Raw genomic sequence first — 18,202 nt, forward strand, 5'->3', positions numbered from 1 at the left:
GAACATGAAAATATTATGTGTATGTGGAACAGGACAGGGGTCAAGCCTGATTTTAAAGATGAGTGTCCAGGATATTTTAAACCGTAAAGGGCTTCAGGCGGAGTTAGAACATACGGATGCGTCGTGTGCCTGCAGCGAGCGGTGTGATTTTATTATTACATCACAGGAGATTGCAGACAGTATTACGAATCCGAGGGCGAAAATTGTCTGTATTACCAATTATATCAATAAGGGAATTATAGAAAAAGAGATTGCGGAGGTGTTACAGGCGTTGGAGAACGAACAGAAGTAAAAAGAAAATGGGGAAAAGAAAGGGGAAGAATTATGGGGACTTTAGGTACAATCGCAACATGGCTTTCTAATAACTTTTTTAACACACCGGCTTTCCTGCTGATGCTTGTTGTACTCATCGGTCATCTGCTGCAGAAATCACCGTTTGAGAAGACCGTATCAGGAACGCTGAAAGCTGGGATCGGCTTTCTCGTCATCAGCTCCGGAAGCAATATTGTCACCGGTGCCTTAAAGGTTTTTGAACCGCTGTGGTCTGAGGTATTCGGGCTGCCGTCGGCTGTGCTTACCAATTGTATGGGTTATGACGCATTCGTAGGAAAATTTGGAAGCGTGATTGCCATCGTTATGGCAACCTCGTTCCTGATCAATGTGATACTGGCAAGGATTACACCATTTAAATATATTTTTTTAACAGGGCACGAACTCTGGTGGGTTACAGTGGTGTCCAGCGGTGTACTGATTAATTTCGCACCGGAAATGGCCACCTGGAAGATGGTTTGTATTCTGGCTCCTGTTCTGGGACTTTACTTTACATTACAGCCGGCTATCTGCCAGAAATACGTAAGAAATATCACTGGAGGCAATGATTTTGCTCTGGCGCATCCTTCCGGAGTGGGAAGCTTTATTGCAGCAAATGCGGGGAAAGTATTTGCGAAAAATAAAAAGGATGCAGAAACAATTGTGTTTTCTAAACGGCTGTCTTTTTTGCGGGACAACAACGTGATCACCGCTCTTGTCATGATGATATTCTATTTAATCGGCGCAGTGATCGTTATGGTGAAGAATACAGAAAATGGACAGGCGTTAATGGCGAATGCGGGAACACAGAATTTTATTGTTTACGCTGTTGTACAGTCGCTCACTTTTGCCGCAGGCATTGCAGTGATTCTTGTAGGGGTACGGTTATTCGTAGGAGAGATTATTCCGTCCTTTAAGGGGATTGCAGATAAACTTGTTCCGAATGCAATCCCGGCTCTCGATTGCCCGGTGCTGTTTACCTATTCTCCGAACTCGGTTATCCTTGGTTTTGTCGGGATGTTTGCAGGTATTATCTTCTGGATGCTGACCTTGGGGCTGTCTATCGGTTTTGTTGTGGTTCCCACAATGATTGTTCTGTTTTTTCATGGAGCGACGGCCGGAATCTTCGGAAACTCTACTGGAGGAATCAAGGGGGCACTGCTGGGCGGATTTATTATTTCGACCATAGTCGCGCTTGGGCAGCTGGTATTCATCAAGTTTCTGGTACCAGCCACTATCCCGGATACTATTATGTGGGCGGGAGAGACAGATGAATTCTTACTGTTCTGGATTTTTGCCCTGTTTGGCAGACTGTTCGGTTAAAAGAACGGAGGTGCTGTTCATGGGATTTATAAGAACACTGCTTGGAGATATCAGGCCGGAAGAGATGGGGTTTACACTGTCCCATGAACATCTGGTATGCCGTCCGCCATACTGGGTGTGGAAAAATGACGACGATCTGCTTCTTGACGATCCCGAGAAAACGCTGGCAGACATGATGGACTACAAAAGAATGGGAGGAGCAGCTATCGTGGATGCAACGGCTATTGATTATGGCCGGGAGGTAGAAGCGGTTGCAGACCTTTCGAAAAGAAGTGGCCTCCATGTCATTGGAACCGCGGGCTTTAATAAAGGATTTTTATGGGAGGCCCCACTGGATGAGAGAAGACGCGGGCTGATCGGGGGATACTCTACCTTTAAAGAGTGGATAGAAAAAAGTTCCGTCTCAGAACTCGCGGATTTCGTCTGCCGGGAGGTGGAAGTGGGTCTGGAGGGAACCAGCTGCAAAGCGGGGCAGGTGAAATTCGGCACAGGTTATAATTCCATCTCTCCGCTGGAGAAAAAGACAATGGAAGTGGCTGCAGCAGTCCATTTTGCAACGGGGGCGCCGATTCATTCCCATACGGAAGCAGGAACTATGGGTCTGGAGCAGATCGAACTGCTGAAAGCCGTGGGAGTATCGCTTGAGAATGTCAGCTTTGGTCATATGGACAGGAACATGGATCTATGGTATCACCGCAGGATTGCAGACACGGGAGCGTATCTCTGTTTCGACGGTATTGGAAAAACTAAATATCATACGGAGAGCAGTCTGATTACCCATATTCTGACACTGGTGAAGGAAGGGTATGAAGATCAGATTCTTATTTCCGGAGATATGGCGAGAAAATCATATTACCGTCATTATCAGTTTGGATTGGGGCTTGGATATGTATTTGATTGGTTCCAGATACAGTTTAAGGAAATGGCAGAGAAATCGGGACTGGAGGGAGAGAAGCTTTTTCACAAGTTTTTTTATGAGAATCCACAGAGATGTATGACCTTTAAGCAAAAAAACAAGACAGGATACGGAGAGATTTTATGAAGCAGATTATATATGCATTGGAGGATGATTACGGTATGCATGCCAGGCCAGCCAGCCGACTGGCAGAGGTATCACAAAATTACCGTTCATCAATGGAAATCAAATACAAAGAAAAAACAGGAGATTTAAAAAGTATGATTTCTGTGCTGAAGCTGGGGATCAAGAAGGGAGAAGCCTTTCATATTGAGATTACCGGAGAGGATGAAGATGAGGCGTGCCGGACACTGGAGAAGATGTTGAAGGAAAAGCCGATTTAGGGGGAGAAGAAATTGGAGATAATCAGGACGCTTACAGGAGATATGATACCGGAAAGAGCCGGAGCAGTGTATTACCATGAACATGTGATTGCCAGATCTCCTGTTTCCAGAGAAAAAGAACCTGATCTGGAGCTGTGCGATATTGACAGAATGGTGAGTGAGGTAAAACTGTTTAAAGAAGCAGGAGGAACTCTTCTGGTAGATGCCTCTATAGCCGACTTTGGGGAGAATTCCCACTTAAGACTGGAAATATCCGAAAAAAGTGGAATTCCCATAGTGGGAACCGTCGGCTTTGGTCAGAAAGAGCATCACAGTGAGCAGGTCAGAAACAGTACTACGGAACAACTTTATGAGCGGGTGATGGATGCTGCTGAAAATGGATATGGAAGAAATCATTTGAAGCCTGGCCAGTTAAAATTCGGTACAAGTTACGGATTTATCTCAGAGTCAGAGAACCGATGTGCCAGGGCGGTGGCGAGGGCTCAGAAAAGTCTGTCAATGCCTCTGTTTACTCATACAGGGATCGGAACCATGGGACTGGAGCAGATCGCTTTGCTGAAGGAGGAAGGGGCTAATTTAGAGCAGGTCTGCATTGGTCACATGGACAGGAATCCGGATCTGTGGTATTACAGGGAATTACTAAAGAATGGTGTTTTCATCGGATTGGATCAGATCAGCAAGATAAAGTATTGTACAGAACAGACAAGAATTGATTTAATCTGTGAACTGATTCGTTTGGGATACCGGAAAAAGATACTTTTGTGCGGCGATATGGCCAGACAGAGTTATTTAACATCGTTTGGCGGCGGACCGGGCTTTGGATATATTTTAAAAGTATTTTTGCCCAGGCTGGTCAGGCAGCTGACAGAACAGGGAATGCAGGAAGAACAGGCTATGGATATCAGAGACGATTTGATATGCAATAATCCAAGGCAGTACTTAAGCTTTGAAGCCTGAACACGGAGGGATTATTTATGAAGGAGTGGAGAAATTTAACCTGGCCGGAGGCGAAGGAGGCCGTGGAGGAGATGCCTGTCTGCCTTCTGCCGCTTGGTGCAATTGAGGCCCATGGCCCCCACATGAAGCTTGATGTGGATAATCATATTTGTGAGGAACAATGCAGGAGAGTTTGTGCGGAGACGGGAATTATTTTGATGCCGACGATTCCTGTGGGACAGGTATGGTCTTTAAATCGTTTCCCGGGAACCTTGACCCTGTCCTACCATACCTTGATTGCGGTGATTAAGGACCTGTTGTACAGCTTCAGAAAACGAGGCTTTGAGCTTGTTTTTATTCACAGCCACCATTATGGAAATGTACCTGCAGTAAAGCAGGCAGTCCGGGAATGCTATGATGAATTCCGGGATATGAAGATGGTCATTCTGGAGGAGCGGCAGAGCATGAGGGACAAAGCGAAGGAAGTCTGTACCTCACCGTTCGCCCATCCGGTATTCTGGCATGCATGTGAGGTCGAGACATCCCAGGCGCTGGAATGCTGTCCTGATCGTGTCTATATGGAACGGGCAATCTGTGATTATCCGAAGTTTCCGGAAGATTTTGACAGTACGCCGACTTACTGGGATGAGGTGACGTCCACCGGTGTGATGGGCGATGCGAAAGCCGGTACGAAAGAAAAAGGGAAAGTGCTGACAGAGGCGGAAGTGAATGCCATGGTACGTCTGGTAACGTATGAAATGCAGAAAATGAATTTGTCAGGCGGGAAGGGGAAGTAATACAGGAAGGAGACTGGGGAGATGAGATGTTTTGTGACAGGAGGAACAGGCTTTATCGGTTCCTATGTAGTGAAAAGTCTGGTAGAGGCTGGAATAGAAGTGGTGGCGCTGTATCACAGCAAAAGTACCAGCAGATGGCTGGATGAGATGCTGACAGAGGAGGAAAGGGAACTCCTGGTATTGGAACAGGGAGATATGACAGACGCAGAGAGAATCAGAAAACTGATCGTCGATTATGGCTGTGACTCGGTTGCCCACCTGGCTTCCAGGCTAAACCAGAAGACAAGGGCGAATCCGACCGATGGAGTGCAGACGAATATTGTTGCGTTCCAGAATCTTCTCGAAATATGTAAAATGGAAAGATTAAGACGCCTGGTATGGGCCAGTTCTTCCGCTGTATATGGAGTCCAAAGTGATAGAAAGCGGAGGTATGGGGACGGCAATGAGGAGAGTATGGATGAGCGCACGCCTCTCTGCCCGGGAAGTCTGTATTCCTATACAAAAGTCTTCAACGAGGGGCTGAGTGAATTCTACCGGAAGGAATATGGTCTTGATTCCATTGCTCTGCGGGTTAATCTTTCCTATGGCCCGTATATTATGTCCTCTTTCCAACCGTTTTTCTCTTCTATTATTGATCAGCCTGCAGTAGGAGCTGCCAGCAGAGTACCATATTCAGATACCATGTTTGATTTTCAATATGTCGGAGACATGGCAGATATCTTCCGTGATGCTCTTTTAGCACCACCAACACAGAGTGGTATTTTTAATACAAGAGGGGAGTACCGGCCGGTGAAGGATGCGATAGAGTTTATTCGGTCAGTTCTGCCTGAAACGGATATCCAGCCTCTGGGGGGAGATATGGACATACCGTTCCATTTTGATACATCGGCACTTGAGCAGGAAATCGGATACAAACCCGCCCATACGATGGAACAGGGATTGCTGGCAAGCATTAACATGGTCAGAAGAAGCAGAGGTTTGGAAGAATTGTGATGAAACGGGATGATGGACTGCACCTATTAAAAGCGATGGCAGGAACTTTTCTGTTTGCATTTGGAATGAACTGTTTTATTGTCCCCTCAGGTCTGTATAGCGGCGGCCTTTTGGGAATCTGCCAGATTATGAGGACAATTCTTGAGGAAGTATTTCATATGCCTGTCGGAGAGCGTGACATAGCTGGTATCATCTTTTTCTTTCTGAATCTTCCACTCTTCTGTCTGGCCTGGCTGAATATTGGAAGCCGGTTTTTCTGTAAGACTATAGTCTGTGTGGCTGTACAGACGTTTTTTCTGACTGTGATTCCCGTTTCATTTCCGTTACTTCCAGATGCTCCATTTGCCAGTGCTGCAGTAGGAGGAGTGATATGCGGCTGGGGTGTGGGGCTGACTTTGAGGGAAGGCGGTTCCGGTGGGGGACAGGATGTACTGGGACTTGTTATAATGAAGTACCATAATCGTATGAGCGTAGGGAAAATTGCTTTTATGATTAATCTGGCTGTCTACGCATGGTGTGCGTTCCATTACAGCCTGGAAACTGTTATTTATTCGCTGGTGTATGTATGTGTGTCGTCTGCCATTACTGATATGGTCCATTTACAGAACAGAAGTATGGGAGCCATTCTGGTTTCAGATAACGAGGAATCCATACAATGGATCATCACAAACTGTAACCGTTCAGCTACTGTTCTGGAAGGCCGGGGCGGGTACAGCGGGAAGCCGTACCAGGTAATATATGCGGCATTGTCAGGCCAGGAGGCGAAGATGCTGGAACGGTATATGAAAGACCGGGGAAGTGAGGCATTTGTCACTTTTTTCTATATTGACCGCATCTATGGACGGTTTCCGAAACATTTATAGAGTGAGAGGGAAAGAAAAGCATGAGGGTGTTAATTGTAAATGGAAGTCCCCATGAAAATGGCTGTACGCGGGGAGCTCTGGAAGAAGTGGCTTCAATGCTTATCAATGACGGTATTGAAACAGAATGGTTCTGGATTGGGATGGAACCGGTGGCTGGCTGTATTGCCTGTAAGCACTGTCAGTCAACAGGACGGTGCTGTAAGCAGGATTTGGTGAATGAATTTCTGGATATGGCAGATACTGCAGACGGCTTTCTGTTCGGTTCGCCTGTATATTTTGCGGGTATTACGGGACAGCTGAAGTGCTTTATGGATCGTGTGTTTTACTGTGGCGATTTTTCCGGAAAACCGGCTGCTGCGGTTGTGAGCTGCAGAAGGGGAGGAGCCAGCACTGCATACGATCAGATCAACAAATATTTTCAGATCAGAAATATGCCGGTAGTTACTTCACAATATTGGAACCAGATTCATGGAAATGGAAACAGAAGGAGCGATTTGCTGTTGGATCAGGAAGGACTTCAAACCATGCGGACACTGGGAAAAAATATGGTATGGCTGCTGCGATTGATCGAATCAGGAACGATATTGCGTCCGGTATATGAAAAAAAGATAAGAACTGATTTCCATAAATAATGAAACAAAATACGGCAGGACTGTACTTCGTTTTCCAGAGGTGCTGTTCCGGCCGTATTTTCTTTCATACACAATTCTTTTAAAACCGGCATCATCGGTGTGTCAATTGAACCATTTTAAAGAATGTGATTGTCACATGTGTTTGTTCTTGCTATAATATTGCTGTAACCTTTAAAGAAAATGGGGTGCACAGGCATGGAAAAGAAGAGAGCAGGAAGTGACAGGAGCTGTCGGTCCGCTGTCATGTATTTTGTGATGGCGTTTTCTTTCTGTCTTTTTTTATGGATTTTTATCACAGGTAAGGCGCCGGATGTCCGTTTTGACAGCGAACAGTCGGCAGCAGTCACCGGTGAGTGGAAGATTGAATATCAGGGGCAGGAAGTGCAGTCTGAGCTTCCCGGACCGTTTTCTCCGCAGAAGGAGGAACTCATCCGCTATTCCACAGAACTTGGGGATTATGGAATTAAGGGGAATTCCGTCATGCTCCGTGCCGTTCACCAGTATGTGAGAATCTATCTGGAAGGAGAACTCATTGAAGAATTCGGATACAATCAGGAGACTCCCTTCGGGAATGCGCCATATAATGCCTGGGTGATTGCCAGACTTCCGGAAAACTGGCAGGGAAAGACACTATCCATCGAGACGGTAAAATACTACAATGGTTTATCCGGCCAGTTGGGCAGGGTCTATATCGGTACGAAAAATGCGCTGGTATTTCAGGTTATCCATGAATGCATGCCGACGCTGATCTTCAATTCAGCAATTATACTGGCGGCGCTTCTTTTGCTGATATACAGTTTCAGCTTTCAGAAAAAATACATCACGTATCAGCTGCGCTGTCTCTGTATCTTTTCCCTTGTGACCTGCATGTGGCTTATACTGGAATCCGGCGGATACCAGATTCTGTGGGGAAAGGCGCCTCTCGTATCCAATGCGCTCTTTCTTCTGTTTTACCTGATACCGCCTGCCTGTATCCAGTTTATTCTGACGTATGAGAGCTTCTCAGAAGACAGATGGATGAACCTGCTTTTCTGGCTCGCCAATTTAAACTTCATAGTGGTTTCGATTCTTCAGATAACCGGAATCAGTGATTTTATAGAGAGCCTGATCGGAGCTCATGTAATCCTGCTTCTTGTTATGGCGGAACTTCTCTTCCGCTTTATTATGCGGATTTTGCGCAGAGATCCGGTGAAGGATATTCAGCTCATGGCGGCGTGCCTGTCCTTTGCCCTGTTTGCCTGCCTCGATATTGTGAGATTCTATGTGGGAGGAACGGACATCAGCTCGGCCTATTTCAGCCAGATAGGCGTGGTAATATTTTTCAGCGTTCTGATCTATTACGCAGTGCGGCAGCTTGTACTGGAGCGTGATGAGGGCATGAAACGGGAGCTTTTAGAGCACATGGCTTATACGGATATGCTGACAGCGCTTCCCAACCGGAATGCGTTTGAGAAGCAGATGGCACTGCTCCGCGGTGAATCGGGCCCCGGTACCATGGTGGTGGTCGCCGATTTAAATGAATTAAAAAGGATCAACGACCAGTGGGGACATCAGAAGGGAGACGCCGCCCTGATTTTCGTGGCAGCGGCATTAAAAGCTTCTCTGGAAGACTGTTCGGGACTTTACCGTATCGGCGGGGACGAATTTTGTATACTGTCTGACCGGATCTCCGGAAAAGAGGCGAAGGCCTTTGAAGAGAGGCTGGAGGAGAAACTGGGAGAGGCGGAGAATGAGCTGGGGTTTCCTGTCTCAGTCGCAGTCGGCTGGGCCGAAGAGGATGAGTGCGGAATCGATCTGGCCTTTCGCCGCGCCGATTTTACCATGTATGAGAAAAAGCAGCAGATGAAGCGGAAACGGAAACAGGAAGAACTGCGTTCCGAACCGCCGGAATGTGGCTGCGGAGGCATAAAGAATGAAACAGAATAAGAAACTGATGGAAGAAATACCGGACCGGTTCTGGGGGCTGTTCCGCTCGGTGAACCGGTCTATCTACATAGAAGCACTATTGAGAATCAACGAGGAATATGAATACAGCAACTACTTTTTGAGCCGTGAGGTCTGCATCCAGATATTAAGCGAGTATTTTGCAAAGAAACGGTACGTGATCTGGCAGGACGAGCTGGAGGATGAACTGGATACGCTGGAACCGCCGGCCACGAGGGTGTTAAGCTGGCTTTTGAAGACCGGCTGGCTCAGAAAAGTGGATGATTATGCCTCTATGACGGTGTATATTGTGATTCCGGACTACGCCGCCGTCATGACAGAGGCTTTTTTGCGGCTTGACAGCGAGGATGAGGACGAGACGCAGATCTATATTCAAAATGTCTATGCCATACTGTTCTCCTTAAAGAACGATCCGAGAGCCAGCATCAGCCTTTTAAATACGGCGCTTGTCAACACGAAGCGATTGAATAAGACACTGCAGGACATGCTTCACAATATGGATAAATTCTTTGCAAGCCTGTTGGAACAGAAGACGTATGAAGATCTTCTCAAGGATCATTTAGAGGGATATGTGGAGGAAATTGTGAAGAAGAAATACCACATTTTAAAGACCTCCGATAATTTTTACCTTTATAAAACCGACATTAAGAGATGGATAGCGGCCATGCGGGATGATACGGAATGGATTGAACAGATGAGCAGGCGAAGCGGGGGAAAGGTATCAGCCGCCGATATCACGGAGAAGCTGGACCAGATCGAGAGAGGCTTCGACAGCATTGAACACCGGATTGCCAACATGGACCGGGAGCATTCCAGATATATCCGCGCTACAGTCACAAGGCTTAATTACTTACTCAACCAGGATGATAACATGAAGGGGATGGTCATTCAGCTGCTGAATCATTTGTCCGAGGGAGATAAGCAGGAGGAACGGATCCGGCAGGTGGGAGAGCGCATGAATCTGTCCCAGATGACTATTTTGTCCGAGAAATCCCTGTATAAGCGGAGAAGGCCAAAGGCAGACTTCACCGGTAATCTGGAGCCGGAGGAAGAGGCGGAGGAACTTTCCAGGGAAGAAATCCTGAACTTGAATAAGCTGAAAAACCGCTACAGTAAAAAAGAAATTGAGAGCTTCATCGAGGAGAATATGGAGGACGGACGGATGGAGGTCACCGGCGATATGATCCGCTCCGGGGAAGACTTCGAGAAGCTGATACTGGCCTACGACTATTCCACCAGGCGAAAGAGTCTGTACCGGGTGGAAGATGCGGATGGGGAACCGGAAATGATAGAGAGCGGAGGATACCGTTATCCGAAGCTGACATTTACAAGGAGGAAATCATAATGGGGTACGAGGAACAGGCGACAGGAACCATGGGGATCCCCTATTACGACAGCCTTTTGCCGGAAGAGCAGCAGGAAGTAACAGAAGCCGTTAAGCTTCTTCTCAGGCAGACGTTTGTGCTGGAGCGGAAATACGAAAAGCGTTCCGGCCGCTTTACGAATAACCGGGAGTTCCGGATCTGCAACAAGCATCTGGAATTTCTAAGAAAATATTTTGCCGTCAGCGGCGTCTCGGTGGTGGAGAACAGCCAGATGGGAGTTATCTACATTCAGGGCGAAACGCTGGTGGGTGACAAGCTTCCGAAGCTGGCTACCCTTTATTTACTGATATTAAAGCTGATCTATGACGAACAGATGGCCACGGTATCCACCAGTGTCAATATCTATACATCACTGGGAGAAATACATGAAAAGCTGGGAAATTACCGGCTCTTTAAAAAACAGCCGTCGCCCACCGATATCAGAAGAGCGGTCACCCTGCTGAAAAAATATCAGGTTGTGGAGCCTTTAGATCTGCTGGAAGATTTAAATGGCGACAGCAGGCTGATTATCTATCCGTGCATCAATGTGGTGCTGTTCGGTGACGATGTGCGGGTGCTGCTGGAATCATTTGGCGAAGGAGAAGATAACGATGACGAATCAGAGATTTGAGGCCCTGTCCCGGATCTGTTTAAATAACTGGCACTATATCAACCGCAAAACGCTGTCCTTTAACCGGGAGATTAACTTTTTTACCGGGCATTCCGGCAGCGGAAAGTCCACGGTGATTGACGCCATGCAGATTGTGCTCTATGCCAACACCGATGGCCGCGGATTTTTCAATAAGGCGGCTGCGGACGATTCTGACCGCAACTTAATCGAGTATCTGCGCGGAATGGTGAACATCGGAGAGAACAATGAGTTCGCCTACCTAAGGAACCAGAATTTCTCCAGTACCATTGTTCTGGAGCTGCAGCGTACAGATACAGAGGAATACCAGTGTGTGGGAATCGTATTCGATGTGGACACATCGACCAACGAGATATCGAGACGCTTCTTCTGGCACCGCGGACCGCTTCTGGAAAACGGTTACCGGACGGCCAGACGCACCATGTCTACCCTGGAGTTGGAAGGCTGGCTGCAGAGCCATTACGGCAAAGAAGAGTATTTCGCCACCTCCCACAATGAGCGTTTCCGCAGGCAGCTTTACGATGTGTACTTAGGCGGTCTGGATTCCGAGAAATTTCCGCTGCTGTTTAAACGGGCCATTCCGTTCCGTATGAACATCCGTCTGGAAGACTTTGTGAAGGAATACATCTGCATGGAGCAGGATATCCATATCGACGACATGCAGGAGAGCGTCATGCAGTACGGACGCATGAGAAAAAAGATTGAAGATACTTACACAGAGATTTCTATCCTGAAGGAAATGCAGGAGAAATACGGTCTCGTTCTGGAAAAGGAAGAAACGATCCAAAAGAACGGATACTTTACAAGAAAACTTGAGATTCTGGAGCTGATGGAACGGGCAGGAGAACTGACGGATAAGGCGGCGCTTTCCAGAGATGATCTGCAGAATCAGGAACGCTTAAAGGACGGTCTGGATGAGCAGATTGCAGACCTGACCACTCAGGGAGAGGAACTGCTGAAACGAATCTCTTCCACCGGATACGAAGATTTAAAGACGCGTTTGGAATCCTTAAATGAGCTGATGGAGCATTTAAACAAGAGTGAGGTGAAATGGCATCAGACCGCAGAGCGGTTAAACGCATGGATCGACCAGGAGACCACATCGAATCAGACGATCTGGGATATCGAGGAATTTGAGAAGAACACCATCGATGGAGAGAAGCTGGAACGCCTGAAAAAGTCGCTTGCGGAGATGCGGAAGGAAGCGGAGGACCTAAAGAGCGAGGCGTCAGCGGTTCTTCGTGATTTAAAACGCCAGGAGCGCCAGCTGAAGGAGGAACTGGCCCAGTTAAAGGCCGGAAGTAAGGCATATCCCAAGGTTCTGGAGCACGCCCGTTCCTATATCCAGAGAAGGCTGCTGGAGGAGACGGGAAAGGCTGTGGAGGTTCACGTCATGGCCGATCTGCTGGATATCCGCAATGAGGAATGGCGAAACGCAGTCGAGGGATATTTAGGAGGCAACAAGCTGGCTCTCGTGGTGCCCCCGGCGTATGCGGAGGATGCGCTGCGGATATACAGTGAACTGGACAAAAATGAGTATTTCCGCGTGGCTGTTCTCGATACGGAAAAGGCCGGAAAAGATACGCCAACCGTTCTGGAAGGCGCGCTCTGTGAGGAGCTTGACGTAAGAGAATCGTACTTAAAGCCTTATCTGGAGCGGCTTTTGGGACAGGTGGTGAAGTGCAGAAGTATCGACGAGCTGCGCGGCTGCCGCATCGGTGTGACGCCGGACTGTATGGTTTATCATACGTTCCGTCTGCAGCAGATGAATCCAGAGCAGTACACCAAATCCGCCTATATCGGGAAGGACAGTGTGAGACAGAGGATCCGCCTTCTGGAAAAATCTCTGGCGGAAATGGAGAAGAAGCGGGCTCCGGAAGAAAAGACGGTCAGGGAATGCGAGGCCGTGCTAAGTCTGGAAGGACTAAACGAGGAGACCGGCCTGTATCTGGAATGGCAGAAGGATATGGGGGACTTGAAGGAGCGGCAGAAGGAAAAGAAAAAACTGGAACAGAAGCTGCTAAAGCTGAAGGAAGAGAACGTGGACCAGTGGGAGAAAGAGCGGAGCGCTCTTTTGGCCCTTGCCGACGGCAAGAGAAGAGAACGGGACGCGGTCAGCCGCCGGATCTACGAGCTTCATACGAGAATCGCCCAGATGACCCAGGCAGTCACAGCGGTGGAACAGGAGCTGCTGGCAAAAGAGCGGGAATTTAAGCAGGACGATATCCTGGAGGCAGAATTTACAGAGTATATGGCCGGGAAGGAACAGCCGAGGTATGAGAAGCTTAGGGACTATTTTACCGGAAGGCTGAACGCGGCGGCGGAGGCCAGGGATCAGGCGTTCCAGACGCTGATGGACGCCAGGGGAGAGTACGCGAGAAAGTATCCCAACCGGAATTTTTCCATCACGGCGAAGGATAACCGGGAATATGAGAAGCTGATGGAGATCCTGGAGTGTGATCATCTGGAGGAATACCGTCAGATCGCGGCAGAACAGGCGCGGTCGGCGGTGGAGCATTTTAAGGACGATTTCATGTTCAAGATCAGGAGCGCCATCCGGGAGGCGCTGCAGCGAAAGGATGAACTGAACCGCATCATCAGCCGCCTCGATTTCGGCAAGGATAAATACCAGTTTGTCATCGGAAAGAACAAGGGGGCAGACGGTCGTTTTTACGATATGTTCATGGATGATTCCCTGGAAGTAAATCCCAACGATTTAAATGATACCGTGGACAACCAGATGAATCTGTTCACAATGGAGCATGAGAGCCAGTATGGAGAACTGATCGAGGAATTGATTCACGTCTTCATCCCGCCGGATAACGCATCGCCGGAACAGATGGAGGAGGCGAAACGCAATATGGACAAGTATGCCGACTACCGGACCTACTTATCCTTTGATATGCAGCAGCTGATTCAGAATGAGGATGAAGTGATTAAGATCCGCTTAAGCAAAATGATCAAGAAAAATTCCGGAGGCGAGGGACAGAATCCGCTCTATGTGGCGCTTCTGGCCAGCTTTGCCCAGGCGTACCGCATCAGTATGCCGGAGAGCGTCAGGAGGAATCCGACGATCCGTCTGGTGGTGTTGGATGAGGCGTTTTCCAAGATGGATGCGGAGAAGGTAGCCAGCTGTATTGAGCTGATCCGCGGCCTGGGATTCCAGGCGATTATCAGTGCTACCAATGATAAGATTCAGAATTACGTGGAGAATGTGGATAAGACATTCGTATTCGCCAATCCGAATAAGAAGTCCATATCGATTCAGGAATTTGAGCGGGAAAGCTTTCCGCAGCTGATGAAGGAACTGGATGAGGGGGAAGATGATGATTGATGATAAGAAGAGGAAATTTAGAATAATCCTGGAGGACTGCCCGGTAATCGCCGCGGTGAAGGACGAGACGGGACTGAAAGAATGCCTGTACTCCGAGAGTCAGATTATATTTTTGCTGTTTGGCGATATCTGCAGTGTGGGCCGGTATGTGGAGATTGCCAAAAGCGCCGGAAAGATGGTGTTTGTGCATATGGATCTGATTAACGGGCTGGGAAATAAAGAGGTGGCCGTCGACTTTATCCGGGAGCATACCGGAGTGGACGGGATCATATCCACGAAGCCGCAGCTGGTGAAGCGGGCGAAGGAGCTGGGGCTGTTCGGAATTCTGAGGATTTTTGTGATCGATTCCATGGCATTTGGAAATATCGAAAAACAGTGTGCTTCCCTGGTGCCTGATGCGGTGGAGATTCTGCCGGGGCTGATGCCGAAGATTATTAAGAAACTGTGCAGCACCGTGAATGTGCCCATCATCGCGGGGGGCCTGATCTCCGATAAGGAGGACGTGATGAATGCGCTGAATGCGGGAGCGGTTGCGATATCGGTGACGAATCAGAGGGTATGGTTTATGTGAGCGGGACTGAAGGATTTCCGCCAGTTAAAGGGAAATGCAGAGCAGAAACAGCAGTGTAAAAAGAAATCCGAATCTCAGGGCATGTAAGTTTAAATGGGCCCTGGGGTCCGGATTTCTTTTTATACCGCTGTTGCCAAAACAGAGAAGAATCCCTTCGATTTTCTTTCGGAATCAGAGGTCTGCCGGCCCTGAAAAGAGCCCCCAAAAGAGCAAAACAGAAAATCATGGAAAACACGAACAAATGTTTGCAAAAATGAAAAAGCTGTGATATTATGAGATGGCAGACCATTAGAACGAGTGCTGGATGCAGCACAGATCATACAGTTATTATATTCATACGAAAAGACAGGAGTCATATGTATGGCAAAGCAGTATATTAAAATCAGAGGTGCCAACGAGCACAATCTAAAAAACATTTCTCTGGACATTCCAAGAAACGAACTGGTGGTATTAACGGGTCTCAGTGGTTCCGGCAAATCTTCCCTGGCGTTTGACACAATATACGCGGAAGGGCAGAGACGTTATATGGAATCGCTGTCTTCTTACGCCCGCCAGTTCCTGGGTCAGATGGAAAAGCCGGATGTGGAAAGCATCGAGGGACTGTCCCCGGCCATCTCCATCGATCAGAAGTCGACGAACCGCAACCCCCGTTCCACGGTGGGAACGGTGACGGAGATTTATGATTATATGAGACTTCTCTATGCGAGAATCGGGATTCCCCACTGCCCGAAGTGCGGACGGGAGATTAAGAAGCAGACAGTGGATCAGATGGTGGATCACATCATGGGTCTTCCGGAAAAAACGAAGATCCAGCTTCTCGCTCCGGTGGTGAGAGGACGGAAGGGCGAACATGCGAAGGTCCTGGATCACGCAAGGAGAAGCGGTTACGTCAGAATCCGTATTGACGGCAATATGTACGAGCTGTCAGAGGAGATCAAGCTGGAGAAGAATATTAAGCACAACATTGATATCGTGGTAGACCGTCTCGTGGTAAAGGCAGGAATCGAGAAGCGTCTTGCAGATTCCATCGAGACGGTGATGGAGCTGTCCGACGGGCTGATGACCGTGGATGTGATTGACGGCCAGCCGATTACCTTCAGCCAGAGCTTTTCCTGTCCGGACTGTGGAATCAGTATCGATGAGGTGGAACCGAGAAGCTTTTCCTTTAATAACCCCTTCGGCGCCTGCCCGGATTGTTTCGGTCTGGGATATAAGATGGAGTTTGATGAGGATCTGATGATTCCGGACAAGAGTCTGAGCATCAACCAGGGGGCCATCACTGTACTGGGCTGGCAGTCCTGTACAGATAAGGGAAGCTTTACACGCGCCATATTGGAGGCGCTGAGCAGTGAATACAAGTTCAGCCTTGACACACCGTTCGAAGAGTATCCGAAGCCGGTTCACGACGTTCTGATTAATGGAACCAACGGAAAAGAAATCAAGGTGCACTACAAGGGACAGCGCGGAGAAGGCGTATACGATGTGGCCTTTGAAGGTCTGGTTCAGAATGTGGCCCGAAGGTACCGTGAGACGTACTCGGAGGCATCCAAGGCGGAGTATGAAACCTTTATGCGGATTACCCCGTGTCCTGCCTGCCGCGGAATGAGGCTGAAAAAGGAGTCTCTGGCCGTAACGGTGGGAGATAAGAATATCTACGAAGCAACCAATATGTCGATCATCAAGTTCCGGGAGTTTCTGGATCAGCTGGTACTGACTCCGATGCAGCATTCCATCGGCGACCTGATTTTAAAGGAGATCCGGGCCAGAGTGACGTTCCTGATCGATGTCGGTCTCGATTATCTGACGCTCACCCGTGCCACCGGAAGTTTATCCGGCGGTGAAGCACAGCGTATCCGTCTCGCAACGCAGATTGGATCAGGCCTGGTAGGGGTGGCTTATATTCTGGATGAGCCGAGTATCGGCCTTCATCAGAGAGATAATGACAAGCTGCTGAAGACGCTGCTTCATTTAAGGGATTTAGGCAACAGTGTGCTGGTGGTAGAGCATGATGAGGATACCATGCGCGCGGCGGACTGTATCATCGATATCGGACCAGGGGCAGGCGAGCACGGCGGCAATGTGGTAGCTGTCGGAACGGCAAACCAGATCATGAAGTGTAAGGATTCCATCACAGGCGCGTACTTAAGCGGCAGAATCAGGATTCCGGTTCCGGAGGAGCGCAGAAAGCCGACCGGCTATCTGACCGTCCGCGGGGCAAAGGAGAATAATTTAAAGAATATCGACGTCACATTCCCGCTTGGTGTGATGACGTGTGTAACCGGTGTCTCCGGATCAGGAAAGAGCTCTTTGGTGAACGAGATCCTGTATAAATCGCTGGCGAAAAAGTTAAACCGGGCAAGGACCATTCCGGGCAAGCACAAATGCATCGAAGGTGTGGAACAGCTGGATAAGATCATCGCCATCGACCAGTCCCCGATCGGAAGAACCCCGCGTTCGAATCCGGCCACATATACCGGGGTATTCGATCTGATCCGTGATCTGTTTGCATCGACCTCAGATGCGAAGGCGAAGGGCTATTCCAAAGGCCGGTTCAGCTTTAACGTGAAGGGCGGCCGGTGTGAGGCGTGCAGCGGCGACGGTATTATTAAGATTGAGATGCATTTCCTGCCGGACGTTTACGTTCCATGTGAAGTCTGCGGAGGAAAACGGTACAACCGCGAGACTCTGGATGTAAAGTATAAGGGCAAGAGTATATATGACGTGCTGAACATGACGGTGGAGGAGGCGCTGAAGTTCTTTGAGAATGTGCCCTCCATCTCAAGAAAGATAGCGACCCTGTACGATGTGGGGCTTTCCTACATCAGGCTGGGACAGCCTTCCACGGAACTTTCCGGCGGAGAGGCACAGCGTATCAAGCTGGCGACGGAGTTAAGCAAGCGCGGTACAGGCAAGACGATCTATCTGCTTGACGAGCCGACGACAGGGCTGCATTTTGCCGACGTCCACAAGCTGATTGAGATACTGCGGAAGCTGTCGGAAGGCGGCAATACCGTGGTCGTTATTGAGCATAATTTAGATGTCATAAAGACTGCGGATTACATTATTGATATCGGTCCGGAAGGGGGAGACAAGGGCGGCACGGTGATTGCCCAGGGAACCCCGGAGGAAGTGGCTGCTAATCCTGCATCTTATACGGGGCAGTATGTGAAGAAATATCTGGAATAAAG

The 18,202-nt window shown here is 48.6% G+C and carries 15 protein-coding genes; all 15 read left to right on the forward strand.

The genetic code is table 11. The features are described from left to right. Positions 1–4: 4 nt before the first annotated feature. Positions 5–292, forward strand: coding sequence for a PTS sugar transporter subunit IIB (locus tag NE473_RS11030; RefSeq protein ID WP_022033174.1), 288 nt, complete (start codon positions 5–7; stop codon positions 290–292). A gap of 32 nt (positions 293–324) precedes the next feature. Beyond that, positions 325–1,632: a PTS ascorbate transporter subunit IIC gene (gene ulaA / locus NE473_RS11035; RefSeq protein WP_022033175.1), complete on the forward strand. Its 1,308-nt coding sequence runs from the start codon at positions 325–327 to the stop codon at positions 1,630–1,632. Positions 1,633–1,651: 19 nt separating this feature from the next. Further along, on the forward strand, positions 1,652–2,674 hold the full coding sequence (locus tag NE473_RS11040; RefSeq protein ID WP_256265239.1) for a phosphotriesterase family protein: 1,023 nt from the start codon (positions 1,652–1,654) through the stop codon (positions 2,672–2,674). Next, a complete protein-coding gene (locus NE473_RS11045; protein ID WP_006774503.1) occupies positions 2,671–2,931 on the forward strand; it encodes an HPr family phosphocarrier protein in 261 nt (86 codons plus the stop codon). Before NE473_RS11040 ends, NE473_RS11045 begins: the two co-directional genes overlap by 4 nt. A gap of 12 nt (positions 2,932–2,943) precedes the next feature. Then, positions 2,944–3,888, forward strand: coding sequence for a phosphotriesterase family protein (locus NE473_RS11050; protein ID WP_138312037.1), 945 nt, complete (start codon positions 2,944–2,946; stop codon positions 3,886–3,888). A gap of 17 nt (positions 3,889–3,905) precedes the next feature. After that, complete coding sequence (locus tag NE473_RS11055) at positions 3,906–4,664, forward strand: creatininase family protein (RefSeq protein WP_006774500.1); 759 nt, start codon at positions 3,906–3,908, stop codon at positions 4,662–4,664. Between the two features lie 21 nt (positions 4,665–4,685). Then, positions 4,686–5,657 (forward strand): NAD-dependent epimerase/dehydratase family protein, encoded by a 972-nt coding sequence (locus tag NE473_RS11060; protein WP_256265240.1) that lies wholly within the window; start codon positions 4,686–4,688, stop codon positions 5,655–5,657. Continuing rightward, on the forward strand, positions 5,657–6,520 hold the full coding sequence (locus NE473_RS11065) for a YitT family protein (protein ID WP_118041508.1): 864 nt from the start codon (positions 5,657–5,659) through the stop codon (positions 6,518–6,520). Before NE473_RS11060 ends, NE473_RS11065 begins: the two co-directional genes overlap by 1 nt. Positions 6,521–6,540: 20 nt before the next feature. Next, the gene (locus NE473_RS11070; RefSeq protein ID WP_006774496.1) at positions 6,541–7,152 is read left to right on the forward strand and encodes a flavodoxin family protein; all 612 of its coding nucleotides are present in this window, start codon (positions 6,541–6,543) and stop codon (positions 7,150–7,152) included. A gap of 195 nt (positions 7,153–7,347) precedes the next feature. Beyond that, positions 7,348–9,078, forward strand: a complete 1,731-nt coding sequence (locus tag NE473_RS11075) for a GGDEF domain-containing protein (RefSeq protein ID WP_256265241.1) — start codon at positions 7,348–7,350, stop codon at positions 9,076–9,078. Beyond that, positions 9,065–10,441 (forward strand): Wadjet anti-phage system protein JetA family protein, encoded by a 1,377-nt coding sequence (locus tag NE473_RS11080; protein ID WP_006774494.1) that lies wholly within the window; start codon positions 9,065–9,067, stop codon positions 10,439–10,441. The genes NE473_RS11075 and NE473_RS11080 overlap by 14 nt, the downstream gene beginning before the upstream one ends. Next, positions 10,441–11,091 (forward strand): DUF4194 domain-containing protein, encoded by a 651-nt coding sequence (locus tag NE473_RS11085; RefSeq protein ID WP_022033182.1) that lies wholly within the window; start codon positions 10,441–10,443, stop codon positions 11,089–11,091. The genes NE473_RS11080 and NE473_RS11085 overlap by 1 nt, the downstream gene beginning before the upstream one ends. Beyond that, the gene (locus NE473_RS11090) at positions 11,072–14,443 is read left to right on the forward strand and encodes an ATP-binding protein (protein ID WP_256265242.1); all 3,372 of its coding nucleotides are present in this window, start codon (positions 11,072–11,074) and stop codon (positions 14,441–14,443) included. Before NE473_RS11085 ends, NE473_RS11090 begins: the two co-directional genes overlap by 20 nt. Further along, positions 14,436–15,014 (forward strand): glycerol-3-phosphate responsive antiterminator, encoded by a 579-nt coding sequence (locus NE473_RS11095; RefSeq protein WP_022033184.1) that lies wholly within the window; start codon positions 14,436–14,438, stop codon positions 15,012–15,014. Before NE473_RS11090 ends, NE473_RS11095 begins: the two co-directional genes overlap by 8 nt. Before the next feature lie 360 nt (positions 15,015–15,374). Next, positions 15,375–18,200, forward strand: a complete 2,826-nt coding sequence (gene uvrA, locus NE473_RS11100; protein WP_055652317.1) for an excinuclease ABC subunit UvrA — start codon at positions 15,375–15,377, stop codon at positions 18,198–18,200. The last annotated feature ends 2 nt before the right edge of the window (positions 18,201–18,202 follow it).

The organism is Hungatella sp. SL.1.14 (genome assembly GCF_024460495.1).
Classification (GTDB): Bacteria; Bacillota; Clostridia; order Lachnospirales; family Lachnospiraceae; genus Hungatella; species Hungatella hathewayi.